This window comes from Burkholderiales bacterium (assembly GCA_036262035.1).
In the GTDB taxonomy this organism is placed as follows: domain Bacteria; phylum Pseudomonadota; class Gammaproteobacteria; order Burkholderiales; family SG8-41; genus JAQGMV01.
Window position 1 is genome coordinate 1 of record DATAJS010000028.1, and the last position, 23,592, is coordinate 23,592.

At 66.9% G+C, this 23,592-nt stretch carries 22 protein-coding genes and 1 tRNA gene; 22 read left to right on the forward strand and 1 reads right to left on the reverse strand.

What is annotated here, in order from left to right:
• The 13 genes from VHP37_27285 to VHP37_27345 form a co-directional block, all read left to right on the forward strand.
• Positions 1–418, forward strand: a 418-nt coding sequence (locus tag VHP37_27285; protein ID HEX2830081.1) for a DUF4115 domain-containing protein, incomplete at its 5' end; no start/stop codon positions are given.
• Positions 415–1,692 (forward strand): flavodoxin-dependent (E)-4-hydroxy-3-methylbut-2-enyl-diphosphate synthase, encoded by a 1,278-nt coding sequence (gene ispG / locus VHP37_27290; GenBank protein HEX2830082.1) that lies wholly within the window; start codon positions 415–417, stop codon positions 1,690–1,692. The genes VHP37_27285 and ispG, both read left to right, overlap by 4 nt.
• Positions 1,693–1,714: 22 nt before the next feature.
• Complete coding sequence (hisS, locus tag VHP37_27295; GenBank protein HEX2830083.1) at positions 1,715–2,974, forward strand: histidine--tRNA ligase; 1,260 nt, start codon at positions 1,715–1,717, stop codon at positions 2,972–2,974.
• Positions 2,975–2,992: 18 nt separating this feature from the next.
• The gene (locus tag VHP37_27300) at positions 2,993–3,628 is read left to right on the forward strand and encodes a tetratricopeptide repeat protein (GenBank protein ID HEX2830084.1); all 636 of its coding nucleotides are present in this window, start codon (positions 2,993–2,995) and stop codon (positions 3,626–3,628) included.
• Complete coding sequence (bamB, locus tag VHP37_27305; GenBank protein HEX2830085.1) at positions 3,625–4,794, forward strand: outer membrane protein assembly factor BamB; 1,170 nt, start codon at positions 3,625–3,627, stop codon at positions 4,792–4,794. The genes VHP37_27300 and bamB overlap by 4 nt, the downstream gene beginning before the upstream one ends.
• 124 nt (positions 4,795–4,918) lie before the next feature.
• Positions 4,919–6,238, forward strand: a complete 1,320-nt coding sequence (gene der, locus VHP37_27310) for a ribosome biogenesis GTPase Der (protein ID HEX2830086.1) — start codon at positions 4,919–4,921, stop codon at positions 6,236–6,238.
• A gap of 97 nt (positions 6,239–6,335) precedes the next feature.
• Positions 6,336–6,572, forward strand: coding sequence for an RNA chaperone Hfq (gene hfq, locus VHP37_27315; GenBank protein HEX2830087.1), 237 nt, complete (start codon positions 6,336–6,338; stop codon positions 6,570–6,572).
• A 22-nt stretch (positions 6,573–6,594) separates the two neighbouring features.
• Positions 6,595–7,719, forward strand: a complete 1,125-nt coding sequence (hflX, locus tag VHP37_27320) for a ribosome rescue GTPase HflX (GenBank protein ID HEX2830088.1) — start codon at positions 6,595–6,597, stop codon at positions 7,717–7,719.
• Positions 7,720–7,840: 121 nt separating this feature from the next.
• Positions 7,841–9,013, forward strand: a complete 1,173-nt coding sequence (gene hflK, locus VHP37_27325) for an FtsH protease activity modulator HflK (GenBank protein HEX2830089.1) — start codon at positions 7,841–7,843, stop codon at positions 9,011–9,013.
• Entirely contained in the window at positions 9,013–9,894 is an 882-nt protein-coding gene (gene hflC, locus VHP37_27330; GenBank protein ID HEX2830090.1) for a protease modulator HflC, read from the forward strand. Before hflK ends, hflC begins: the two co-directional genes overlap by 1 nt.
• A 22-nt stretch (positions 9,895–9,916) precedes the next feature.
• A complete protein-coding gene (locus VHP37_27335; protein ID HEX2830091.1) occupies positions 9,917–10,105 on the forward strand; it encodes a DUF2065 domain-containing protein in 189 nt (62 codons plus the stop codon).
• 51 nt (positions 10,106–10,156) lie between these two features.
• Positions 10,157–11,308, forward strand: a complete 1,152-nt coding sequence (locus VHP37_27340; GenBank protein ID HEX2830092.1) for an ATP phosphoribosyltransferase regulatory subunit — start codon at positions 10,157–10,159, stop codon at positions 11,306–11,308.
• Between the two features lie 2 nt (positions 11,309–11,310).
• Entirely contained in the window at positions 11,311–12,606 is a 1,296-nt protein-coding gene (locus tag VHP37_27345) for an adenylosuccinate synthase (protein ID HEX2830093.1), read from the forward strand.
• Positions 12,607–12,653: 47 nt separating this feature from the next.
• On the opposite strand, the gene VHP37_27350 is transcribed toward VHP37_27345, so the two are convergent.
• A tRNA-Leu gene (locus VHP37_27350) sits at positions 12,654–12,740 on the reverse strand.
• A gap of 39 nt (positions 12,741–12,779) precedes the next feature.
• Here VHP37_27350 and rnr point away from each other — a divergent pair.
• The 9 genes from rnr to VHP37_27395 all read left to right on the forward strand — a co-directional run bounded on the left by rnr (position 12,780) and on the right by VHP37_27395 (position 23,393).
• The gene (gene rnr / locus VHP37_27355; protein ID HEX2830094.1) at positions 12,780–15,032 is read left to right on the forward strand and encodes a ribonuclease R; all 2,253 of its coding nucleotides are present in this window, start codon (positions 12,780–12,782) and stop codon (positions 15,030–15,032) included.
• Positions 15,032–15,775 carry a 23S rRNA (guanosine(2251)-2'-O)-methyltransferase RlmB gene (gene rlmB, locus VHP37_27360; GenBank protein HEX2830095.1) on the forward strand — a complete coding sequence of 248 codons (744 nt, stop codon included), beginning with the start codon at positions 15,032–15,034 and terminating at the stop codon, positions 15,773–15,775. The genes rnr and rlmB overlap by 1 nt, the downstream gene beginning before the upstream one ends.
• A gap of 160 nt (positions 15,776–15,935) precedes the next feature.
• Complete coding sequence (rpsF, locus tag VHP37_27365; protein ID HEX2830096.1) at positions 15,936–16,367, forward strand: 30S ribosomal protein S6; 432 nt, start codon at positions 15,936–15,938, stop codon at positions 16,365–16,367.
• Between the two features lie 17 nt (positions 16,368–16,384).
• The gene (gene priB, locus VHP37_27370; protein HEX2830097.1) at positions 16,385–16,678 is read left to right on the forward strand and encodes a primosomal replication protein N; all 294 of its coding nucleotides are present in this window, start codon (positions 16,385–16,387) and stop codon (positions 16,676–16,678) included.
• Between the two features lie 10 nt (positions 16,679–16,688).
• Entirely contained in the window at positions 16,689–16,991 is a 303-nt protein-coding gene (rpsR, locus tag VHP37_27375) for a 30S ribosomal protein S18 (protein HEX2830098.1), read from the forward strand.
• A 12-nt stretch (positions 16,992–17,003) separates the two neighbouring features.
• Complete coding sequence (rplI, locus tag VHP37_27380) at positions 17,004–17,456, forward strand: 50S ribosomal protein L9 (protein HEX2830099.1); 453 nt, start codon at positions 17,004–17,006, stop codon at positions 17,454–17,456.
• Between the two features lie 164 nt (positions 17,457–17,620).
• Positions 17,621–19,015, forward strand: a complete 1,395-nt coding sequence (gene dnaB / locus VHP37_27385; GenBank protein ID HEX2830100.1) for a replicative DNA helicase — start codon at positions 17,621–17,623, stop codon at positions 19,013–19,015.
• A 141-nt stretch (positions 19,016–19,156) separates the two neighbouring features.
• Positions 19,157–22,618 carry an EAL domain-containing protein gene (locus VHP37_27390; protein ID HEX2830101.1) on the forward strand — a complete coding sequence of 1,154 codons (3,462 nt, stop codon included), beginning with the start codon at positions 19,157–19,159 and terminating at the stop codon, positions 22,616–22,618.
• Positions 22,619–22,712: 94 nt separating this feature from the next.
• Entirely contained in the window at positions 22,713–23,393 is a 681-nt protein-coding gene (locus VHP37_27395; GenBank protein ID HEX2830102.1) for a cyclic nucleotide-binding domain-containing protein, read from the forward strand.
• Positions 23,394–23,592 lie beyond the last annotated feature (199 nt).

The window sequence follows — 23,592 nt, forward strand, 5'->3', positions numbered from 1 at the left end:
GCCGCGGCCCGGAGCATCGCCGCCGGCGGCCGCGATCCCCGGCGCGCCGGCGCCCGGCATCGCCGCAGCGCCCGGCGCGGCGCCCGCGCCCGGCGTCGCACCCGCGGTCGTGCCGCCGGCGCGGCCCGGCGAGCTCACGGCCACGGCTCCGTCCGCCCCGGACGCCGCCAAGCCCCCCGGCTCGCGCACGCTCGCGTTCAAGTTCGACACCGAATCGTGGGTCGAGATACGCGACAGGAACGACAAGGTGATCTTCTCCAAACTGAACAAGGCCGGCGCCGAAGAGCGCGTCAACGGCATGCCGCCTTTCAAGCTCGTCGTCGGTAACGCCCGCGGCGTGCATCTGTCCTACGACGACAAGCCGGTCGACCTCGCGCCGCACATCGGTGTCACGGTCGCCCGACTCACTCTCCAATGAGCTGTCTTCCCGAATACGGTCCCGCCTCGCGCAGGGCGAGCGCCCAGGTTCGCATCGGCCACGTCAAGGTCGGCGGCGATGCGCCCATCGTCGTGCAGTCGATGACCAATACCGATACCGCGGACGTGCAGGCGACGGTCGAGCAGACCGCGGCACTCGCGCGCGCAGGCTCGGAGATCGTGCGCGTCACCGTGAACACCGCCGAAGCGGCGGCCGCGGTCCCGCACATTCGCGACGCACTGGACAAGATGGGCGTGGATGTCCCGCTCGTCGGCGATTTCCATTTCAACGGCCACCGTCTGCTCACGCAGCATCCGGCGTGCGCCGAAGCGCTCGCGAAGCTCAGGATCAATCCGGGCAACGTCGGCCGCGGCTCCAAGCGTGACGATCAGTTCGGCACGATGATCGAGTTCGCGTGTCGGTACGGCAAGCCGGTGCGCATCGGCGTCAACTGGGGCAGCCTCGATCAAGAGCTCGTCGTGCGCATGATGGACGAGAACGCAAAGCTGCCCGAGCCCGAAGACGCCGCGGTGATCACGCGCCGCGCGCTCGTCGCCTCGGCGCTCGACAGCGCGCGACAGGCGGAACAATGGGGCCTCGCGCACGACCGCATCCTGCTCTCGTGCAAGGTCTCCGGCGTGCAGGATCTCATCGCGGTCTATCGCGACCTCGCCTCGAAGTGCGATTACGCGCTGCACCTCGGCCTGACCGAGGCCGGCATGGGGTCCAAAGGCATCGTCGCTTCGACCGCGGCGATGGCGGTGCTGCTGCAGGAAGGCATCGGCGACACGATCCGCGTGTCGCTCACGCCCGAGCCCGGCGGCGATCGGACGAAGGAAGTGATCGTCGCGCAGGAGATCCTGCAGACGATGGGCTTGCGCTCGTTCGCCCCGATGGTGATCGCGTGCCCGGGCTGCGGCCGTACGACGAGCACCTTCTTCCAGACGCTCGCCGGCGAGATCCAGCAATACCTGCGCGACCAGATGCCGGTATGGCGCCTCGCGCATCCGGGCGTCGAGAACATGCATGTCGCGGTGATGGGCTGCGTGGTGAACGGTCCGGGCGAGAGCAAGCACGCCAACATCGGCATCAGCCTGCCGGGCTCGGGTGAGAACCCGGTGGCGCCGGTGTTCGTCGACGGCGTGAAGACCGTCACGTTGAAGGGCGACGACATCGCGGGCGAGTTCCAGCGCATCGTCGAGCGCTACGTCCAGGACAAGTATCCGTCGCCGGCGGCGGCGGTGGAGAAAGACGCCGTATCCGCGGCCGGCTAGGCGCGGTTTCGTTCCAGATCCGATGAACAAAACGATACAAGGTGTCCGCGGGATGAACGACGTCCTGCCGGACGACAGCCACCTGTGGCAGTTTTTCGAGCACACCGTGCGCGAATGGCTGCGCGCGTACGGCTATCGCGAGATCCGCATGCCGATCCTCGAGCGCACCGAGCTCTTCGTGCGTTCGATCGGCGAAGTGACCGACATCGTCGAGAAGGAGATGTACACCTTCGTCGACGAGCTGAACGGCGAAAGCCTGACGCTGCGCCCCGAAGGCACGGCGTCGTGCGTACGTGCCGCGATCGAGCACAACCTGCTCTACGGCTCGCCTCAGCGCCTGTGGTACGCCGGGCCGATGTTCAGGCACGAGCGCCCGCAGAAGGGCCGCTACCGCCAGTTTCACCAATTCGGCGTCGAAGCGCTCGGGTTCGCCGGGCCCGACATCGACATCGAGCACATCGTGATGTGCGCGCGGCTGTGGCGGCTGCTGGGCCTCGCCGACATCGCGCTCGAGCTCAATTCGCTCGGAAGCGCGGAGGCGCGCGCGCGTTACCGCGAGCGGCTCGTCGCATATCTCGAGCGGCACCGCGAGGCGCTCGATGCCGATTCGCAGCGCCGTCTCACGAGCAACCCGCTCCGCGTTCTGGACAGCAAGACCCCCGCGATGCAGTCGCTGATCGAGGACGCGCCGAAGCTCATCGACGATCTCGACGCCGAGTCCGCTGCGCATTTCGAAGCGGTGCAGGCGGGCCTTCGCGCGGCCGGGGTCGAATACCGCATCAACACGCGCCTGGTGCGCGGCCTCGACTACTACAACCGCACCGTGTTCGAGTGGACGACCACGCGCCTAGGCGCGCAGGGTACGGTCTGCGCGGGCGGGCGTTATGACGGCCTCGTCGAGCAGATCGGCGGCAAACCCGCGCCGGCGTGCGGCTACGCGATGGGCGTCGAGCGTCTGATCGCGCTCATGCAGGAAGGGCCGGCGCGCGCGGCGGTCGCGCCCGACATCTACGTGGTGCGGCAGGGCGAGGCGGCGGCGCGCTACGCGCAAGACATCGCCGAGAAGATGCGCGACGCCGGGCTCAGAGTCGTGCTCCACTGCGGCGGCGGCAGCTTCAAGTCGCAGATGAAGAGAGCCGACGCCAGCGGCGCGCGCTATGCGGCCATCATCGGTGACGACGAGGCGAGCGCCGGCACCCTCACGCTGAAAGCACTGCGCGTCGAGGCCGAGCAGGCGAAGCTGCCGCTCGCCGAAGCGCTCGCGCGCGTCGCGTCCACTTAAATCCCAGGAAAGCACCTCATGGCTTACGACCTCGAAGAACAGGAACAGATAGACGCGCTCAAAGGCTGGTGGGTGGACAACGGCAAGCTCGTGATGCTCGTCGTCATCAGCGCGCTCGTCGCGATCGCGGCCTTCCAGGGCTGGCGTTATTACCGCGCCCAGCAGGCCGAGAAGGCGTCGCTGCTGTACGCCCAGCTCAGCGAGGCCGAGCGCAGCAACGATTCGAAGCGCGTGCGCGACATCGCGGCGCAGATCATCGATCGTTACGGCTCGAGCCAGTACGCCGGCATGGCCGCGCTGGCGGCGGCGAAAGCGGGCGTGTCCACCGGCGAGATGGACGACGCCAAGAAGCGCCTGCAATGGGCGGCCGACAACGCCAAAGAAGAGGAGATGCGCGACATCGCGCGGCTGCGCCTCGCCGGCGTGCTCCTCGACGAGAAGAAATACGACGAAGCGCTGAAGCTCCTCTCGGCCAAGACCGGGGACGCTTTCGCGGTGTTCTACGCCGACCTGAAGGGTGACGTGCTGTCGGCGCAGGGCAAGGCCGCCGAAGCGCGCGCGGCCTATCAGCAGGCGCTCGACAAGAGCGATCCCGGCAGCAATTACCGGCGTCTGGTCGAGCTCAAGATGGACGCGCTGGGCGAAGCGAAATGAGCTTGTGGCGCACGCTCGCCGCGGCCGCCCTTGCGGCCATGCTCGCCGCGTGCGGCATGGGCACGACGATCAGCAACACCTACGACCGCTGGTTCGGCGCCGCACCCAAGGTGAAACCCGCGCCGCTGCCGCCGCTCAACGCCACAGCGAACGCGAAGATCGCCTGGAAAGGCGCGGTCGGTCCTGCGGAACGCACGATCTTCTTCCCGGCCGTGACCGGCAACGTGGTGTACGCCGCGGGCGAGTCGGGGCAGATCGTCGGGTTCGAAGCGAAGAACGGCCATCCGCTGCATCGCATCACCCCCGGCGCGAAGCTTTCGGGCGGCGTCGCGGCGAGCGGCTCGCTGGTGCTCGCCGGCACCACGAAAGGCGAGGTGGTGGCTTTCGACGCGTCGGGCAAGCAGCTCTGGAAAGTGCAGCTCGCGGGTGAAGTGCTCGCGCCGCCCGCGGTCGAGGGCACGCTGGTCGCGGTGCGCGCGGGCGACGGGCGCATCTACGGGCTCGACGCGGTCACCGGCAAGCAGCGCTGGGTCTATCAGCGCACGACCCCCGCGCTCTCGCTGCGCAGCTACAGCGGTGTCGTGCTCGAGCGCGGCGCGATCTTCGCCGGCTTTCCCGGCGGCCGCCTCGTCGCGCTCAACGCGCAGAACGGCGCGGTCGGCTGGGACAGCGTGGTGGCGCTGCCGCGCGGCACGACCGAGCTCGAGCGCGTCGCCGACGTGATGGGCCTGCCGGTCGTCGACGGCGACCGCGTGTGCGCCGTGGCCTACCAGGGCCGCGTCGCGTGCTTCGACACCCAGAGCGGCACCACGATCTGGGCGCGCGACATGTCGAGCTACGCCGGCATGGATGCCGACCACCGCGGCGCCTACATCACCGACGAGAAGAACGCGGTCATCGCGCTCGACAAGGCGAACGGCGGCAGCCTGTGGAAGCAGGACAAGCTCGCGGGCCGCTTCGTCACCGCGCCGCTCGCGTTCGGACGCTACGTGATCGTCGGCGATTTCGAGGGCTACGTGCACCTGCTGTCGCGCGAGGACGGCTCGTTCGTGGGCCGCGTCGCGACCGACGGCAGCGCCATCGGCGCAGCGCCGGTCGCGCTCGACGCCGACACCGTGCTCGTTCAGACCAAGAACGGCGGGGTATTTGCCATTACCGTGCAATAGCAAGGACAGTGTTTAGTGTTAAGTGTTTGGTGTTGAGTGAAAACCCGTGCCGCCAGCACGCGATGCTCAAGCCGGCCACTGCTCAACTAAACACTTAATACTCAATACTTAACGCTAGCAACGAATGTTGCCCATCGTCGTCATCGTCGGCCGCCCCAACGTCGGCAAGTCCACGCTGTTCAATCGCCTGACGCGAACGCGGGACGCGATCGTCCACGACGAGCCGGGCATCACCCGCGACCGCCATTACGGTCGGGGCCGCGTGGGACGCAAGTCTTACCTGGCCGTCGACACCGGGGGCTTCGAGCCGGTCGCGACCGAAGGCATCTACCACGAGATGGCGCGGCAGACGCGGCAGGCGGTCGACGAGGCCGACGTCGTGCTCTTCACCGTCGACGCGCGCGTCGGGCTGACCGCCCACGATCGCATCATCGCCGAGGAGCTGCGCAAGAGCGGGCGGCGGGTGCACGTGGTGGTCAACAAGGCCGAGGGCCTGCAGCCCGAGCGGGCCGCGCTGGAATTCCACGAGCTCGCGCTGGGCGACCCGCTGACGATCGCCGCGGCGCACGGCGAGAACGTCACCGAGCTCATGGACATCGTCCTCGCCGACTTTCCAGAGGCCGAGGAACGCTCGGACAGCGACGAGAAGCACCCGCGCATCGCGATCGTGGGGCGTCCCAACGTCGGCAAGTCGACGCTGGTCAATGCGCTGCTCGGGGAAGAGCGCGTGATCGTGTTCGACCAGCCGGGCACCACGCGCGACTCGATCTACATGGATTTCGAGTGGCACGGCAAGCCGTATACGCTGATCGACACGGCGGGCGTGCGCAAGCGCGGCCGCATCAACGAAGCCGCCGAGAAGTTCTCGGTGGTGAAGACGATGCAGGCGATCGCCGACGCCAACGTGGCGGTGCTGGTGCTCGACGCCAAGCAGGAGATCTCGGAGCAGGACGCGCACATCGCCGGTTTCATCCTGGAGGCGGGCAGGGCGCTGGTGCTGGCGGTCAACAAGTGGGAAGCGCTCGATGAAGGCGAGCGCGACATGGCCAAGCGCACCGTCTCGCGCAAGCTCAACTTCCTGGGCTTCGCGCGGCTGCACTTCATCTCGGCCCTCGAGCGGCACGGGATCGGCGGGCTCATGAAGTCGGTCGACGCCGCCTATGCCGCCGCGATGGCCAAGCTCCCGACGCCCCGGCTGACCCGGGCGCTGATCGCCGCGGTCAGCCAGCAGCAGCCGCCGCGCGCCGGCTACGGCAGGCCCAAGCTGCGCTACGCCCACCAGGGCGGGTCGAACCCGCCGCGGATCATCGTCCACGGCACCCAGCTCGAGCACGTGCCCGACAGCTACCGGCGTTACCTGGAGCGCTATTTCAGGGAGGCTTTTAAATTGCAAGGCACGCCGCTCAAGGTGGAGCTGAAGACGGGGCGGAACCCTTACGCGTGAGCTGCGTCAAACACCGAGTAGCGCGGCTAACTCAATGGCGCTACGAAAAAAATTCATATAGAGTGTCAATCCGAGAACTACAAACGGCGAGGGTACCATGAGCAACAAGGGGCAGTTATTACAAGACCCGTTCCTGAACACGCTGCGTAAGGAACACATCCCCGTCTCGATTTACCTCGTCAACGGCATCAAGCTGCAGGGCCAGATCGATTCGTTCGACCAGTACGTCGTGCTGCTGAAGAACACCGTCACCCAGATGGTGTACAAGCACGCGATCTCGACCGTGGTGCCCGCGCGTCCGGTGAATTTCCAGGCGGATCAAGCGCAGGAGTGATGTCCGTCCTTCCGGGTAATTGATGTCCGAACGCCCAGGCAGCAGCGGGCAGGCGGTCCTGGTCGGTCTCGATTTCGGCAAGACCGATTACGCCGAAAGCCTCGAAGAAGCGAAGCAGCTCGCGTCGAGCGCCGGCCTGTCCGCGCTCACCGTCGTGAAAGGGCGCCGCGAGCGGCCCGATCCGGCGCTCTTCGCCGGCAAGGGCAAGGTCGAGCAGATCGCCCAGACCGTGGCCGAGACGCAGTCGCCGCTCACGATCTTCAACCACGAGCTCTCGCCCGTCCAGGAGCGCAACCTCGAGCAGCGGCTGCAGTGCCGCGTCATCGACCGCACCAGCCTCATCCTCGACATCTTCGCGCAGCGCGCAAGGAGCCACGAAGGCAAGGTGCAGGTCGAGCTCGCGCAGCTCGAGCACCTGTCCACCCGGCTCATCCGGGGCTGGACCCACCTCGAACGGCAGAAAGGCGGTATCGGCCTGCGCGGCCCGGGCGAGACCCAGCTCGAGACCGACCGGCGTCTCCTCGGCAAGCGCGTGAAGACCCTCAAGGAAAAGCTCGCCCGCATGCAGGCGCAGCGCGCGGTGCAGCGGCGGGCGCGCGAGCGCGCGAACGTGTTCTCGGTCTCGCTCGTCGGTTACACCAACGCCGGCAAGTCGACGCTCTTCAACCGGCTCACCCGCGCCGGCGCGTATGCCGCCGATCAGCTCTTCGCGACCCTCGATACGACGACGCGGCGCATCCGCAGCGACAGCGGGGCGTCGATCGTCGTGTCCGACACCGTGGGATTCATCCGTCATCTGCCCCACACGCTGGTCGCGGCGTTTCGCGCCACCCTGGAAGAGACGGTGCACGCCGATCTGTTGCTGCACGTCGTCGACGCCAGCAGCGCCGATCGCGAAGCGCAGATCGAAGCGGTGAACGACGTGCTGAAAGAGATCGGGGCCGACGCGATCCCGCAGGTGATCGTGCTGAACAAGATCGATCTCACGCAATTCGCGCCCCATGTCGAGCGCGACGAGTATGGTAAGATCGCGCGAGTTTGGATCTCAGCCTCGTCCGGGTCGGGGCTCGATTCGGTGCGCCGGGCACTGGAAGAACATGCCACCGGCGTGCTTCCCGTGCGGGATCAACGCCCAGCCGCGGCATGAATATCTGCAGTCGCGGTATCCTCTACATAATCAACCCGTCCTCAGGGCTTTCATGACAGCGACGTTAAGGTCGGCTCGCGACTATCTCAGGCGGCGCGTCGCCACCGTGCTGGGCGCGCTGATGTCGCTCAACGATCCGAACTGGGGCCGGCGTCCCAGCGGCGGCAACCAGGGACCTCCCGATCTCGAAGAGCTCTGGCGCAACTTCAACCGCAAGCTGCAGGGCCTGTTCGGCGGCCGCGGCGGCGATACCGGCGGCGGCGGTCCGCGCGTCCCCCGGCGCATGGGGGGCGGCGTCGGGCTGCTCATCGGTCTCGTCGTGATCGTCTGGCTCGCGAGCGGCTTCTACATCGTCCCGGAAGGTCAGCGCGGCGTGGTGCTGCGTTTCGGCAAATTCGTCGAGACCACGATGCCCGGACCCCGCTGGCACCTGCCGTATCCGGTCGAATCGGCCGAGGTCGTCAACCTGCTCGGCGTGCGCACGGTCGAGGTCGGCTACCGCAATACGGTCAAGAACAAGGTCCTGAAGGAATCTCTGATGCTCACCGACGACGAGAACATCGTCGACGTCCAGTTCGCCGTGCAATACGTGCTCAAGAGCCCGAACGACTACCTCTTCAACAGCCGCGAGCCCGACGAGACGGTGCTGCAGGCGGCCGAGACCGCGGTTCGCGAGGTCGTCGGCAAGAGCAGCATGGATTTCGTGCTGTACGAAGGCCGCGCCGAGGTGGCGCAGCGCTCGCACAAGCTCATGCAGGAGATCCTCGACCGTTACGGCACCGGCATCAATATTTCGAAAGTGACGATGCAGAACGCGCAGCCGCCGCAGGAAGTGCAGGCCGCCTTCGACGACGCAGTGCGCGCGAGCCAGGACCGCGAGCGCCAGAAGAACGAAGGGCAGGCCTATGCCAACGACGTCATTCCGAAAGCGCGAGGCATGGCCGCGCGACTCGGCGAGGAAGCCGAAGGCTATCGCCAGCGCGTGATCGAGCAGGCCGAAGGCGACGCGGCGCGCTTCCGCCAGGTCGTCGCCGAATACAACAAGGCGCCGCAGGTGACGCGCGACCGCCTCTACATCGAAGCGATGCAGCAGATCCTCGCGAACACGAGCAAGGTCCTGATCGACCAGAAAGGCGGCGGCAACCTCCTCTACCTGCCGCTCGACAAGCTGATGCAGATGGCCGCCCCGGCGGCCGCCGAGCCGCACAAGGCCGCCGAAGCGCCGCAGCAGCAGGAACCCGCGACGGCCCGTTCGCGCGAAGCGTTCCGCAGCCGGGAAAGGGAGTCGCGCTGATGAGACGCTACGCCGGTGTGATCGCGGTCGTCGCCGTCCTCATGCTCGTGGTCGCGGCGCTGTCGCTCTTCGTCGTCGACCAGCGCCAGAACGCGATCGTCTTCCGCCTGGGCGAAGTGGTGAACGTGAAGAAGGACCCGGGGCTGTACGTGAAGCTGCCGCTCTTCGACAACGTCCGCTACTTCGATACGCGAATACTGACGATCGACAGCGCCGAGCCGGAGCGCTTCCTCACGTCGGAAAAGAAGAACGTGCTCGTCGACCTGTTCGTGAAATGGCGCATCATCGACGTGCGCAATTACTACGTCTCGGTCGGCGGCGACGAAGCGCGCGCGAGGACGCGCCTGCTGCAGACGATCAACGACAGCCTGCGCGCCGAGTTCGGCAACCGCACGGTGCACGAGGTCGTGTCGGGCGAGCGCGACAAGATCATGGAGCTCATGCGCCAGCGCGCGAACGAGGACGCCTCCAAGATCGGCGTGCAGGTGCTCGACGTGCGCATGAAGCGTGTCGACCTGCCGACCGAGGTGAGCGAGTCGGTGTACAAGCGCATGGAAGCTGAAAGGAAGCGCGTGGCGAACGAGCTGCGCTCCACCGGCTCGGCGGAATCGGAAAAGATCCGTGCGGACGCCGACCGCCAGCGCGAAGTCATCCTCGCCCAGGCGTATCGCGACGCCCAGAAGATCAAGGGTGACGGCGACGCCAAGGCGACCGCGATCTTCGCCGGCGCGACGCAGGCCAATCAGGAGTTCTATACGTTCTATCGCAGCCTCGAGGCGTACCGGCAGAGCTTCAAGAGCAAGAACGACGTGCTGGTCCTCGAGCCCAATTCGGAGTTCTTCCGCTACCTGAGATCGGGCGGCAAAGCCGGCGGCAAATAGTTTCGCTCTGTTCGGAGCGCCGATGAGCAATACGCTGCTGACCGCGCTCGCGCTGATGCTGGTCATCGAAGGGGTGCTCCCTTTCCTCGTGCCCGGGATGTGGCGCGAGACCTTTCGCAAGCTGACCGAGATGAGCGACGGCCAGATTCGCTTCATCGGGCTCACCTCGATGCTCGCCGGGCTGCTGCTGCTCTACGTGGTACGCCAGTAAGCCCCTCATTTGACCTATAATTCCGCGGTTTTGACCTTGCAACGTACGTCTATGCGCGCCTGGCTCCTCCCGGAGTACATCGAGGACATCCTGCCCCGGGAGGCCGCGCGCATCGAGCGGCTGCGGCGCGACATCCTCGACCTCTTCACGCTCTCGGGCTACGAGCTCGTCATGCCGCCGCTCCTCGAGCACGTCGATTCGCTGCTCACCGGCACCGGCCACGACCTCGACCTGCAGACGTTCAAGCTGGTCGACCAGCTCTCGGGGCGGATGCTGGGCTTGCGGGCCGACATCGCGCCGCAGGTGGCGCGCATCGATGCGCACCTTCTGAATCGCAGCGGCGTCACGCGCCTCTGCTACGCGGGCAGCGTGCTGCACACCCTGCCCAAGGGCATGAACCGCACGCGCGAGCCGCTGCAGATCGGCGCCGAGATCTACGGCCACAAAGGCATCGAAGCCGACCTCGAGATCCAGCAGCTCCTGCTGCGCGCGCTCGAGGCCGCCGGCATCGCCGATGCGCACCTCGACATCGGCCACGTCGGCATCTTTCGCGCCTTGGTTGCGCGCGCGCGACTTGCGCGCGAGGCGGAGGAGGAGCTCTTCAGGGCCATGCAGGTGAAGGACGCGCCGGCGGTGCGCGAGCTCACGAAGAAGCTGCCGCGCGCGGCGGCGGACGCGTTCGCGGCGCTGCCCGAGCTCTACGGCGGGCCGGAGGTGCTGAAGAAAGCGAAACGCACGCTGCCCTCGCATCCGGAGATCGCCTCGGCGTTGCAGGACCTGCAGGCGCTGTCGCAGCGTCTCTCCGATACCGCGCCGATCCGCTGCTTCGACCTCGCCGAGCTGCGCGGTTACGCGTATCACAGCGGCGTGGTGTTCGCCGCGTACGCGCAGGGACAGTCGTCGGCGATCGGGCTCGGCGGTCGCTACGACGAGGTCGGCCAGGCGTTCGGACGCGCGCGTCCGGCGACCGGCTTCAGCATGGATTTACGCGAGCTCGCGGCGCTGTCGCCGGGAAACCACGCGCGCGCAGGCGTGCTCGCGCCTTACAAACCCGGCGACGCGGCGCTGCAGCGACGCATCGCGCTGCTGCGCGCGCGAGGCACCGCGGTGGTGGTCGAGCTGCCGGGTCACGTGGACGGCGACACCTCGTGCGACCGTCGGCTCGTGCAGCGCCAGGGCAAGTGGCACTTGGAGAGAATCTAGAGATGGCTAAGAACGTGGTGGTCGTCGGCACCCAGTGGGGCGACGAAGGCAAGGGAAAGATCGTCGACTGGCTGACCGATCGCGCGCAGGGCGTGGTGCGTTTCCAGGGCGGTCACAACGCCGGTCACACGCTGGTCATCGGCGGCGAGAAGACCGTGCTGCACCTCATCCCGTCGGGCATCCTGCGCGACAAGGTCGCGTGCTACATCGGCAACGGCGTGGTGCTCTCGCCGCAGGCGCTGCTCGAGGAGGTGGACACGCTGCACGCCGCAGGCGTGGACGTCACCTCGCGGCTGAAGATCTCCGAGGCGTGCCCGCTCATCCTGCCGTACCACGGCGCGGTCGACCGCGCGCGCGAGGCCGCGAAAGGCGAGGCCAAGATCGGCACGACCGGGCGCGGCATCGGGCCCGCATACGAGGACAAGGTCGCGCGGCGCGCGATCCGCCTGCAGGACCTCTTCCACCGCAAGCGCTTCGCGGCCAAATTGGGGGAAGTCCTCGACTATCACAACTTCATGCTGAAGAACTATTACAAGGCGCCGACGGTCGACTTCAACCAGACGCTGGACGAGACGCTGGCGCTCGCCGAGCGCATCGCGCCGATGGTCGGCGACGTGCCGCGGCTGCTGTACGAAGCGCAGACCGCGGGCAACAACCTCCTGTTCGAAGGCGCGCAGGGCACGCTGCTCGACGTCGACCACGGCACGTATCCGTACGTCACCTCGAGCAACTGCGTCGCGGGCGCGGCTGCGGCCGGGGCGGGCGTGGGCCCGAGCGGCCTGCACTACGTGCTCGGCATCACCAAGGCCTACACCACGCGCGTGGGCTCGGGACCGTTTCCGACCGAGCTCGACGACGACGTGGGCAGACAGCTTGCAAGCCGCGGTAACGAAGTCGGCGCGACCACCGGACGCCCGCGGCGCTGCGGGTGGTTCGACGCCGCCGCGCTGAAGCGCTCGATACAGATCAACGGCGTCTCGGGACTATGCGTCACCAAGCTCGACGTGCTCGACGGCATGGAGGAAGTGCGGCTCGGCGTCGGCTACCGCTGCGCGAGCGGCAAGGAGAGCGACATCCTGCCGTTCGGCGCGGAGATGCTGGAGGAATGCGAGCCGGTGTACGAATCGCTCCCGGGATGGTCGGAGAGCACGGTCGGCGTGACGACCTTCGACGCTCTACCGAAGGCCGCGCAGGCGTACCTCGACCGCATGCAGGCGGTCTGCGGGGTGCCCGTCGATCTCATCTCGACCGGACCCGACCGCGACCAGACGATCGTGCGGCGTCACCCGTTCGCCTGAGCGCGCGCAAAAAAAAAACGCGGAACATTCGTTCCGCGTTTCGAGTGTGGTGCCGAGGAAGGGACTCGAACCCCCACGGTGTTGCCACCGCTAGGACCTGAACCTAGTGCGTCTACCAATTCCGCCACCTCGGCGTGGTGGCGAATTCTAACCGAACGCTTGAACGGACACAAATGAAGAGGCAGGCCACCAAGCGCACGAGGCCCAATGCGCGCACGTCGCGTATTCCCGAACGGCGCGTGCGACGCACCGCGACCAAGACGGGCCGCCGCTCGCGCGATCCCTATTACGAGCGCGAGAAGAGCCGCTACGACGAGCCGCTGCCGAGCCGCGAGTACATCCTGGAGACCCTGCACGAGCAGGGTGTGCCGGTACCCGAGGACGAGCTCGCAGTGCTGCTCGAGATCAAGCGCGACGAGCGCAGCGCGTTCCAGCGGCGCGTCGCGGCGATGGAGCGCGACGGCGAGATCATGCGCAACCGCGCCGGCGACGTGTGCGTGGTCGCCAAGCTCGACCTGGTGCGCGGCCGCGTGCACGGTCATCCCGACGGTTTCGGCTTCGTCATCCGCGACGAAGGCGGTCCGGATCTCTTCCTCGGCTTCCACGAGATGCAGAAGGCGCTGCACGGCGACCGCGTGATGGCGCGCATCTCCGGCACCGACCGCCGGGGACGTCCGGAAGGCAAGATCGTCGAAGTGATCGAGCGCGCGCAAAGAAAGCTCGTCGGCCGCTTGAGGAACGAGCACGGGCTGCTCTTCGTGTCGCCCGAGGACAAGCGCATCAATCGCGATTTCCTCATCCCGCACGACGAGAGCTCCGGGGCGAAGGCGGGGCAGGTGGTGACGATCGAGATCGTCGTGCAGCCTTCGCGCCAGGTGCAGCCGGTCGCGCGCGTGGTGGAAGTGCTCGGCAACTACGCCGATCCCGGCATGGAGATCGAGATCGCGCTGCGCAAGCACGATCTCCCGTACGTCTTCTCGCGCGAGGTCGAACGCCTCGCGGCGCTCTTCCCGAAAGGGGTGACGGAGGCCGACCGCGAAGGCCGCGTCGACGTGCGCGACCTGCCGCTGGTGACGATCGACGGCGAGACCGCCAAGGACTTCGACGACGCGGTGTACTGCGAGCCCCTGAAAGCGACCCGCGGCAAGGGCAAGGGCGGTTATCGCCTCGTCGTCGCGATCGCCGACGTCTCGCACTACGTCACCCACGGCGACGCGCTCGACCGCGAAGCGCAGTCGCGCGGCAACTCGGTGTACTTCCCGCGGCGGGTCATCCCGATGCTGCCGGAGCGGCTCTCGAACGACCTCTGCTCGCTCAACCCGCACGTCGAGCGGCTGTGCGTGATCTGCGACATGGAGTTCACGAGCGACGGCGAGTTCAAGAGCTACAAGTTCTATCCCGCGGTGATGCTCTCGCACGCGCGGCTCACCTATACGCTGGTCGGCGAGATCATCGAGAAACCGGGCGGCGATGCGGCGCACGCCAACGCGCAGCTGGTGCCGCATATCCAGAACCTCTACAAGCTCTTCAAGCTGCTGGTGAAGGCGCGGCAGGCGCGCGGCGCGATCGACTTCGAGACGATCGAGACCCAGATCATCTTCGACGACCAGGGCAAGATCGAGCGCATCGTTCCGGTGCGCCGGAACGACGCCCATCGCGTCATCGAGGAGTGCATGCTCGCGGCGAACGTCTGCGCGTCCGACTTCCTCGGCAAGAAGAAGCAGCCGATGCTCTATCGCGTGCACGAAGGACCGACGCCGGAGAAGCTGTCCGCGCTGCGTGAATTCCTGAAAGGGTTCGGGCTGTCGCTGTCGGGCGGCGACGAGCCGACGGCGAAGGACTACGCGAAGCTGCTGGAAAAGATCAAGAACCGGCCCGACGCGCAGCTCCTGCAGACCGTGATGCTGCGTTCGCTGCAGCAGGCGGTGTACACGCCCGACAACGTCGGCCACTTCGGTCTCGCGTACGAGTCGTACACTCACTTCACCTCGCCGATCCGGCGCTATCCCGATCTGCTCGTGCACCGCGCGATCAAGGCGGCGCTCAAGCGCAAGCGTTATAACCCCGGCGACTGGCACAAGCTCGGCGACCACTGCTCGGGGACCGAGCGCCGCGCCGACGAGGCGACTCGCGACGTCACCAACTGGCTGAAGTCGTACTACATGAAGGACCGTGTCGGCGAGACGTTCATGGGAACGATCAGCGGGGTCGCCGCGTTCGGGGCGTTCGTCGCGCTCGACGAGCTGTACGTGGAGGGGCTGGTGCACGTCTCGGAGCTCGGCAAGGACTACTACCATTTCGAAGCGATCAAGCACCAGCTCGTCGGCGAGCGCACCAAGCAGCGCTACCGCCTCGGCGACCGCATCCGCGTGAAGCTCGTGCGCGTCGCGCTCGATACGACGCGCATCGATTTCGTGCTCGCGTGATGGCCGAGACGCGCACCATCTACGGCTTTCACGCGGTCACGAGCCGCATCCGCAGCAGCGCGGCGAGCGTGAAAGAGCTCTATCTCGACGCGGCGCGCGAGGACCGGCGCTCGCTCGATCTCGCGAAAGCGGCGGAGGAGCGCGGCATCCGCGTCATGCGCGTGGACGCCAAAAGGCTCGACGGCATGAGCCAGCACGCGCGGCACCAGGGCGTCGCCGCGCGCATCGAGGTCGCGAAGCTGCCGACGCACGTCGATGACGTGCTCGATGCGCTCGACGAGCCGCCGCTGCTGCTCATCCTCGACGGGATCACCGATCCGCACAACCTCGGCGCCTGCCTGCGGGTGGGGGACGCGATGGGCGTGCATGCGCTGCTCGCGCCCAAGGACCGCGCGGTCGGGATCAACGCGACGGTGTCGAAAGTGGCGAGCGGGGCAGCCGAGACGGTCCCGTACATCCCGGTGACCAATCTCGCCCGCGCGATGCGCGAGCTCAAGGACCGGGGCGTGTGGCTGCTGGGCACCGACGAGCGCGCCGGGCAGACCCTGTACGAAGCCAGGCTCGCCGGGCCGCTGGCCTGGGTCATGGGCGCCGAAGGCGAGGGGATGCGCCGCCTCACCCGGGAAAACTGCGACGAGCTCGTACGGATCCCGATGCTGGGGACGGTGGAGAGCCTGAACGTGTCGGTGTCGGCGGGCATCTGCCTCGCGGAGACGCGCCGCCAGCGCGGCATCAAGCCGTAAGGGTTTGTTTTTTCTCAAGCACTTACGTATAATCCCGCCCTTCCCTAGGCTGGGGTCCATTCCGGCCAGACCTTAAGTCCGCGGCGTCTCAGGCGGACTTTTCCTTGCCGCACCGCTATCGCACCAGCGGGCGGCTTACCCACAAGGAGCTCCAAGCCCGATGCGACATTACGAAATCGTTTTCATCGTCCACCCGGACCAGAGCGAGCAGGTTCCGGCGATGGTCGAGCGCTATCGCCAGATGGTCACCGGCCGCAAAGGCAACATCCATCGCCTCGAAGACTGGGGCCGCCGGCAGCTCGCCTACCCGATCGAGAAGGTCCACAAGGCGCACTACGTTCTCATGAACATCGAGTGCGACAACGAGACCCTGACCGAGCTCGAGCACGCCTTCAAGTTCAACGACGCGGTCCTGCGCCATCTCACCGTCGTCATGACCGAGGCCGTCACCACGCCTTCGGCGATGATGAAGGAAGAGAAGTCGCGCTCCATGCCGACGACCTCGGAAGACAAGGGCGCGGCACGCGAGAGCGCGGCCCCCGCGGCCCCCGCGGCTGCTCCGGCAGCAGCGCAGCAGCCCGCGCAGGCGTAACGCCGCGCGAGGAGCGCATGGACAACGCGGTCACGCTCGCGGGCACGCTCGCCCACGTCGAACCGCTGCGCCATACGCCCGCCGGACTGCCGCTGCTGCAATTCACGCTCGCCCACAAGTCGATGCAGATCGAAGCCGGTTTCAAACGGCAGGTGGAATGCGAGATGAACTGCGTGGCGCTCGGCGAGCTCGCGAACGAGCTCGCGAAAATGAGCGCCGGCACCGGGGTCAGCGTTACCGGATTCCTGAACCGCAAGAACCGCATGAGCGCGCAGCTCATACTGCACGCAACCAGAACCGAATTATTGTAAGGACACGAACATGGCGATGATGAGTCGAGCCGCCCGCGCGAGGGCGAAGGCGAAAGCGAAGCTGAAGGGCAAGGGCCGCGACAAGCGCGGCGGCGCGCTGTTCCGCCGCCGCAAGTTCTGCCGCTTCACCGCGGAGAACATCAAGCAGGTCGATTACAAGGACATCGGGATCCTCAAGGATTTCATCAACGAGAACGGCAAGATCATCCCGGCGCGCATCACCGGCACCAAGGCGCGCTACCAGCGACAGCTCGGGGTGGCGATCAAGCGCGCGCGCTTCCTCGCGCTGCTGCCGTACACCGATACGCACTAAGGAGCTTGCGAGATGCAGATCATTTTGCTGGAAAAAGTCGTCAATCTCGGCGGCCTCGGTGACGTCGTCAAAGTGCGCGACGGCTACGCGCGCAACTTCCTGATCCCGCAAGGAAAGGCGAAGCGCGCCACGAAGGACAACCTCGCCGAGTTCGAGCAGCGCCGTGCCGAGCTGGAGAAAGCGCAGGCTTTGCTGCTCGCCGACGCGCAGGGCAAGGCCGAGAAGCTCGAAGGCCTCGCGGTGCAGATCACGCAGAAAGCCGGCGTCGACGGCAAGCTCTTCGGCTCGGTCACCAACGCCGACGTCGCGGAAGCGCTGAAGGCGCAGGGCTTCGAGGTGCAGAAGTCCGCGGTGCGCATGCCGCAGGGGCCGCTGAAGAACATCGGCGAGCATCCGCTGAAGGTCGCGCTGCACACCGACGTCGTCGTCACGGTGAACGTGACCGTCGTGCCGGAGCAGGCGTAACGCGCTGCGTGGCAAAACTTTCGCTGATTAACCAAGGCTTAACGACGACGTAGTTTTTCGAGCGCGACAGAGAGCAAAAAGGGCTGCTTGCAGCCCTTTTGTTTTGCGATCTTTTCTATAAACTCGAATGCGACTTCGCGCAATCTTCCGGAATCTTGTCGAGCATGGCACAGGCTGTTACTTCGATCGTTCGTGATGCCCAACTGGATGCGGCTCGTATACCGCCGCAGTCGATCGAAGCCGAGCAGTCGGTGCTCGGAGGGCTGCTGCTCGACAACAGCGCGTGGGATCGCATCGCCGACGTCGTCGGCGAGGCCGATTTCTACCGCAGCGACCATCGTGCGATCTTCAATCACATCGCCCGGCTCATCGAAGAGAACAAACCGGCCGATGCGCTCACCGTCGCGGAGAGCCTGGAGCTCGGCGGCAAGCTCGCCGAAGTGGGCGGCCAGGCCTATATCGGCACGCTCGCGATCAATACCCCGAGCGCGGCGAACATCCGCCGCTACGCCGAGATCGTCCGCGAGCGTTCCATCATGCGCAATCTCGCCTCGATCGGCACCGAGATCGCCGACTCCGCCTATTCGCCCCTCGGGCGCGACGCGAGCGTGCTCATCGACGAGGCCGAGGCGAAGATCTTCAGGATCGCCGAGGTCCGCAGCAAGGCGCACCAGGGTTTCATCAAGATCGACCCGATCCTGACCGAGACCGTAGAGCGCATCGACATGCTCTACAGCCGCGAGAACAAGCAGGACGTGATCGGGGTGCCGACCGGCTTCGTCGACCTCGACCGCATGACGTCGGGACTGCAGGCGGGCGAGCTCATCATCGTTGCGGGCCGCCCGTCGATGGGCAAGACCACGATCGTCATGAACATGGCCGAGCACGTCGCGCTGTTCGAGAAGAAAGCCGTCGCGGTGTTCAGCATGGAGATGTCGGGGCCGCAGCTCGCGATGCGCATGATCGGCTCGGTCGGCCGCGTCGACCAGCACGAGCTTCGCACCGGCACCTTCAAGGAAGACGACTGGACCAAGCTCGTCGACGCGGTCGGCAAGCTCAACGAATCGCAGATGTACATCGACGACACCGCGGGCCTGAACGTGCTCGAGGTGAGATCGCGCGCGCGGCGCCTGCACCGTCAGTGCGGCGGTCTCTCGATGATCATCATCGATTACCTGCAGCTCATGTCGGGCACGAGCAATACCGCGGGCGAGAACCGCGCGACCGAGATCGCGGAGATCTCGCGCTCGCTGAAGAGCCTCGCGAAAGAGCTCAAGGTGCCGGTGATCGCGCTGTCGCAGCTCAACCGCAGCGTCGACGCGCGTCAGGACAAGCGTCCGATGATGTCGGACCTGCGCGAATCGGGCGCCATCGAGCAGGACGCCGACGTCATCATGTTCATCTACCGCGACGAGGTGTACAACCCGTCGCCCGAGGCGAAAGGCCTCGCCGAGCTCATCATCGCCAAGCAGCGTAACGGCCCGGTCGGCAAGATCGATCTCACCTTCCTCGGCAAGTTCACGCGTTTCGAGAACGCGGTCCAGCGCGACCGCTTCTGAGCCCGGCAGGTAAGAAGGACTGACCGCGCACGCTGCGAAGATCGCGCCCGCGCGGACAGATCAGGTATTTCCCTACATACACCCTCGATCGCCTCGTGTTATTTGAGGATAAGTCCTTGTTCTCTCGTGTGTACGAATTGAATGAGTAAACACGGCCGCCCCGTCGAGGGTCCGGTCATCGAATATCGCGACGACGAAGCCCGCTATCGGGCCACCTTCCAGCAAGCAGCGATCGGTATCGTTCACACCGCCCCCGACGGCGCAATCCTCGACGTCAATCCTGCCTTTTGCCTCATGCTCGGTTACGAGCGCGGGGAACTGCTCCTGCGAAGGCTCTCGTCCCTGCGCTTCAGGCCGGAGGACGCCGATGCGCCGCCGCAGCGCCTCGTCGCGCGCGATGCCGCGGCGCCTTCGGTGCGCGAGGAATATCGCGGCGCCGACGGCGCGAGCGTGTGGCTCCAGCGCACGGTCGTCGTGGCGACCGACGCGCTGGGCGATCCCTACCTCATCCATTTCGCAGAGAACGTCACCGCGCGAAAGCGCGCCGAGGAAGAGCAGCGCCTGAAGGACCTGCGCTTCCGGCGCACGCTCGAGTCCGCGCTCGATTGCATCGTCACCACCGACGCCGACGGGCGCATCGTCGAGTTCAATCCGATGGCCGAGCGCGTCTTCCTGTACGCGCGCGAACAGGTGCTGGGGCGCAAGCTCGCGGACGTGCTGGTGCCGCCGCACCTGAGGCGCCGGCACGAGCTGTCGATGCGCCGGCTCCTGGGCGACGGCGAGGAGTCGATGCTCAACCGCCGCATCGAAACCATCGCGCTGCGCGGCGACGGCGCGACGATACCGATCGAGCTCATGATGCAGCGGATCACCGATACCGATCCGCCGCTCTTCACCGGATTCCTGCGCGACATCAGCGAGCGAAAAGCTTCCGAAGCGCGCATCCTGCGCGTGAACCGCCTCTACCGCACGCTCTCGCACACCAGCGCGCTCATCGTGCGCGCCACCGACCGTGCGACGCTGCTGCACGGGATCTGCCGCATCGCACGCGAGCACGGCTTCATCGCGCCGTGGGTCGGGCTGCTCGACGAGCGCACCGGCACGCTCGAGCTCGCCGCGCACGACGAGGACGAGCCGCTCGCGCTGCCGCCGGTGTCGATACGCGCCGACGTGCCCGAAGGGCAGGGGCCGCGCAGCAGCGCGATGCGCGAAGCGCGCATCGTCATCTGTGACGACATCCGCGGCGATCCGGAATTCGCGCGCGGCCGCTCGCATTACGAGCGCTACGGCACGTGCTCGCTCGCCGCGCTGCCTCTGATGCTCTCGGGCCGGGTCATCGGCATCTTCAACCTCGAATCGTCGGTGCCGGGCTATTTCGACGAGGACATGACGCAGCTCCTGCGCGAGATGGTGAGCGAGCTCTCGTACGCGCTCGAGCGCCTGGAGCTGGAGGGAGCACACCAGCGCGCGCTCGAAGCGCTGCAGGAGAGCGAGGAGCGCTTCAGGCAGCTCGCGGAGAACATCCCGCAGATCTTCTGGCTGACCGACCCCACGCTCGAGCACGCGCTGTACGTGAGCCCGGCCAGCGAGATCCTGACCGGCAGGACCGGCGAGACCGCCCAGCAGCGCTACGACGCATGGATCGCGGCGATCCACGTCGACGACCGCGAGCGCGTGCTTCAGGCGCGGCGCGACGCCGCGGCGCTGGGCAGCTACGACGTCGAATACCGCATCGTCGATCCGGGCGGGGCTTCGCGCTGGGTGAGCGACCGTGCGTTCCCGATCCGCGGCGCGAACGGCGAAGTGGTGAGGATCGCGGGCATCGCGTCCGACATCACCGAATCGCGGCAGGCGCAGGAGCGCCTCGCGCATCTCGCGCATTACGACCAGCTCACCAATCTTCCGAACCGCGGCGTGTTCTACGAGCGCCTCACCCACGGCCTCGCGCAGGCGGCGCGACACCAGTGGACGGTCGGCGTGATGTTCATCGATCTCGACCGCTTCAAGACGGTGAACGACACGATGGGACACAGCATCGGCGACGCGCTCCTGCGTCAGATCGCCGCGCGTCTCACCGATTGCGTGCGCGGCGAGGACACGGTGAGCCGGCTCTCGGGCGACGAGTTCGCGATCGTGCTCGCGAGGCTCGCCGACGCCGGCGACGCGGGGCTCGTCGCGGAGAAAGTGCTGCAGCGGCTGCGCCAGCCTTTCGAGATCAACGGCACCGAGGTCGTCGTCTCCGCGAGCATCGGCATCACGCTCTTTCCCGGCGACGCCGGGAACGCGGACGTGCTCATGCGCAACGCCGACGTCGCGATGTACAACGCGAAGAGCAGGGGGCGCGACAACTACCAGTTCTACACCGCCGAGCTCAACGCACGCGCGCTCGCGCGCATGCAGCTCGAAGCGCGGCTGCGCGGCGCGCTCGAGCGCGACGAGTTCGTGCTGCACTTCCAGCCCAAGCTCCGGCTGGAATCGGGGCGCGTCTGCGGTTTCGAGGCGCTGCTGCGCTGGGCGCCCCTGGGCGAACGGCTGGTCTCGCCCGCCGAGTTCATCCCGGTCCTCGAGGAGACCGGGCTCATCTCCGCCGTCGGCGAGTGGGTCGTCGGCGCGGCGTGCCGCCAGATCCGCGCGTGGCGCGCTGCGGGCCTGACTCCGGTGCCGGTCGCGATCAATCTCTCGGCGCGGCAACTGCGCCGCCGGGGCTTTGCCGATCTCGTCGCGCGCGTGCTCGCCGAGCACGGGATCGAAGCGAGCCTGCTCGAAGTCGAGATCACCGAGAGCTCGCTGATGGAGAATCCGGAGGAGGCGCACGTGGTGCTCGAGCAGCTCAAGGCGCTCGGCACCACGCTCGCGATCGACGATTTCGGCACCGGCTATTCGAGTCTCGCGTATCTGAAGCGCTTTCCGTTCGACACCCTCAAGATCGACCGCTCCTTCGTTCGCGACATCCCGGGCGATCCGGACGACGCGATGATCGCGCGCACGATCATCGCGCTCGCGCACAGCCTGTCGCTCGAGGTCGTCGCCGAAGGCGTGGAGACCGAAGAGCAGCTCGGCTTCCTTCTGGCCCACCGCTGTGACAACGCCCAGGGTTTCCTTTTTGCGCCGGCGCTGGCCGGCGAGGCGACCACCGCGCTGCTCGCGCGCGACGAGCCGATGTACCAGCGCACCGCGCGGGTGGCCGTGGGGCAGGCGCCGTGCGTGCTCGTGCTCGACGACAGCATCGACGACCTCATCCTGGTGCAGCAGCTCCTGCAGCGCGACGGCTACCAGGTGCTGATCGCCACGACCGTGAAGGACGCGCTCGACGTGCTCGCTTCGCACAACGTCGTCGTGGTGATCTCCGACCATCACATGCCCGGCACCACCGGCGTCGAGTTCTTCAGCCGGGTCAAGCGCTCTCACGCCGATGTGGTGCGCATCATGCTGTCGGGCGTCGACGACCCGCAGACCATGGCCGCGGCGATCAACGAGGGGGCAGTGCACAAGTACTTCGTCAAAGGCCGGGACGAGGCGCTGCTGCGCGAGGCGATCCGCCGCGTGGTGCGCCGCAGCCAGCCTGCCTCAGGCGACGCCGCCGAGCCCGGCGATACCATATAGCGGCGCTGCGCCGCCGCGCAGCGGCCAGCCGTGCAGATTGGACACGGCAGGCATATACTTGCCGGCAATACTTTCCGGGGCGCAGACGACCAGCATGACGAACCTGGCGGTCAATCCAACGATACTAAAGACGGTCCCGCTTTTTTCCCTGTTCTCGGATCACCAGCTGGCGGCGCTCTTCCCCGCGATCCAGCACCGCAGCTACCCGCGCCACTCCTTCATGCTCCGCGCGGGCGAAAAGTCGGACGCCCTCTACATCATCCTCTCCGGCCGCGCCAAGATCGTGATCGACGACGGCGAAGGGCGTGAGGTGACGCTCACCACGATCGGGCCGAGCGAGTTCTTCGGCGAGATGAGCCTGATCGACGAGAAGCCGCGCTCGGCGAGCGTCGAAGCGCTGGAACCGTGCGAGGTGCTGTACATCTCCAAGCCGGCGTTCATGTCGTGCCTCAAGGACAACTTCGACGCGGCGATGCTGATCCTGAAGAGCGTGGTCGGACGGCTGCGCGAAGCCGATCGCAAGATCGCGAGCCTCGCGCTCATGGACGTGCACGGCCGGGTCGCGCGTCTCATCATGGACCTCGCGAAGGAGAACAACGGCAACTGGATCGTCGACACCGGGTCGGAAGAGATGGCGCGCATGGTCGGCGCGTCGCGCGAGATGGTGAGCCGGGTGTTGAAGGACATGCGCGACAGCGGCCTCATCCGCCGCGACAAGCGCAAGATCATCGTCCTCGACCGCGCGTCGATGGATCAGCGCGGGGCGGTGCGCTGACCTAGGCCTGACGTAGTACGAGCCGCCTCGCCCCGGCGGCGTCCCCGTAAGGCTTTTCCCGACCCCGCCGCCGGACCTCCGTGGCAGCAATTTCCGGTTTGCCTTTCACCAACCCGGCGCATACGATCGAATGTCCCGGGCCCGCCGATACGTTCAACCCATAAAGCCGCGTCGCCTGTCGTAGCCGTGCGCTCGCGTT

Bases quoted from the DNA above. Each gene is read 5' to 3' on its own strand.
- ispG (HEX2830082.1), top strand. From the start codon at position 415: ATGAGCTGTCTTCCCGAATACGGTCCCGCCTCGCGCAGGGCGAGCGCC.
- hisS (HEX2830083.1), top strand. From the start codon at position 1,715: ATGAACAAAACGATACAAGGTGTCCGCGGGATGAACGACGTCCTGCCG.
- VHP37_27300 (HEX2830084.1), top strand. From the start codon at position 2,993: ATGGCTTACGACCTCGAAGAACAGGAACAGATAGACGCGCTCAAAGGC.
- bamB (HEX2830085.1), top strand. From the start codon at position 3,625: ATGAGCTTGTGGCGCACGCTCGCCGCGGCCGCCCTTGCGGCCATGCTC.
- der (HEX2830086.1), top strand. From the start codon at position 4,919: ATGTTGCCCATCGTCGTCATCGTCGGCCGCCCCAACGTCGGCAAGTCC.
- hfq (HEX2830087.1), top strand. From the start codon at position 6,336: ATGAGCAACAAGGGGCAGTTATTACAAGACCCGTTCCTGAACACGCTG.
- hflX (HEX2830088.1), top strand. From the start codon at position 6,595: ATGTCCGAACGCCCAGGCAGCAGCGGGCAGGCGGTCCTGGTCGGTCTC.
- hflK (HEX2830089.1), top strand. From the start codon at position 7,841: ATGTCGCTCAACGATCCGAACTGGGGCCGGCGTCCCAGCGGCGGCAAC.
- hflC (HEX2830090.1), top strand. From the start codon at position 9,013: ATGAGACGCTACGCCGGTGTGATCGCGGTCGTCGCCGTCCTCATGCTC.
- VHP37_27335 (HEX2830091.1), top strand. From the start codon at position 9,917: ATGAGCAATACGCTGCTGACCGCGCTCGCGCTGATGCTGGTCATCGAA.
- VHP37_27340 (HEX2830092.1), top strand. From the start codon at position 10,157: ATGCGCGCCTGGCTCCTCCCGGAGTACATCGAGGACATCCTGCCCCGG.
- VHP37_27345 (HEX2830093.1), top strand. From the start codon at position 11,311: ATGGCTAAGAACGTGGTGGTCGTCGGCACCCAGTGGGGCGACGAAGGC.
- rnr (HEX2830094.1), top strand. From the start codon at position 12,780: ATGAAGAGGCAGGCCACCAAGCGCACGAGGCCCAATGCGCGCACGTCG.
- rlmB (HEX2830095.1), top strand. From the start codon at position 15,032: ATGGCCGAGACGCGCACCATCTACGGCTTTCACGCGGTCACGAGCCGC.
- rpsF (HEX2830096.1), top strand. From the start codon at position 15,936: ATGCGACATTACGAAATCGTTTTCATCGTCCACCCGGACCAGAGCGAG.
- priB (HEX2830097.1), top strand. From the start codon at position 16,385: ATGGACAACGCGGTCACGCTCGCGGGCACGCTCGCCCACGTCGAACCG.
- rpsR (HEX2830098.1), top strand. From the start codon at position 16,689: ATGGCGATGATGAGTCGAGCCGCCCGCGCGAGGGCGAAGGCGAAAGCG.
- rplI (HEX2830099.1), top strand. From the start codon at position 17,004: ATGCAGATCATTTTGCTGGAAAAAGTCGTCAATCTCGGCGGCCTCGGT.
- dnaB (HEX2830100.1), top strand. From the start codon at position 17,621: ATGGCACAGGCTGTTACTTCGATCGTTCGTGATGCCCAACTGGATGCG.
- VHP37_27390 (HEX2830101.1), top strand. From the start codon at position 19,157: ATGAGTAAACACGGCCGCCCCGTCGAGGGTCCGGTCATCGAATATCGC.
- VHP37_27395 (HEX2830102.1), top strand. From the start codon at position 22,713: ATGACGAACCTGGCGGTCAATCCAACGATACTAAAGACGGTCCCGCTT.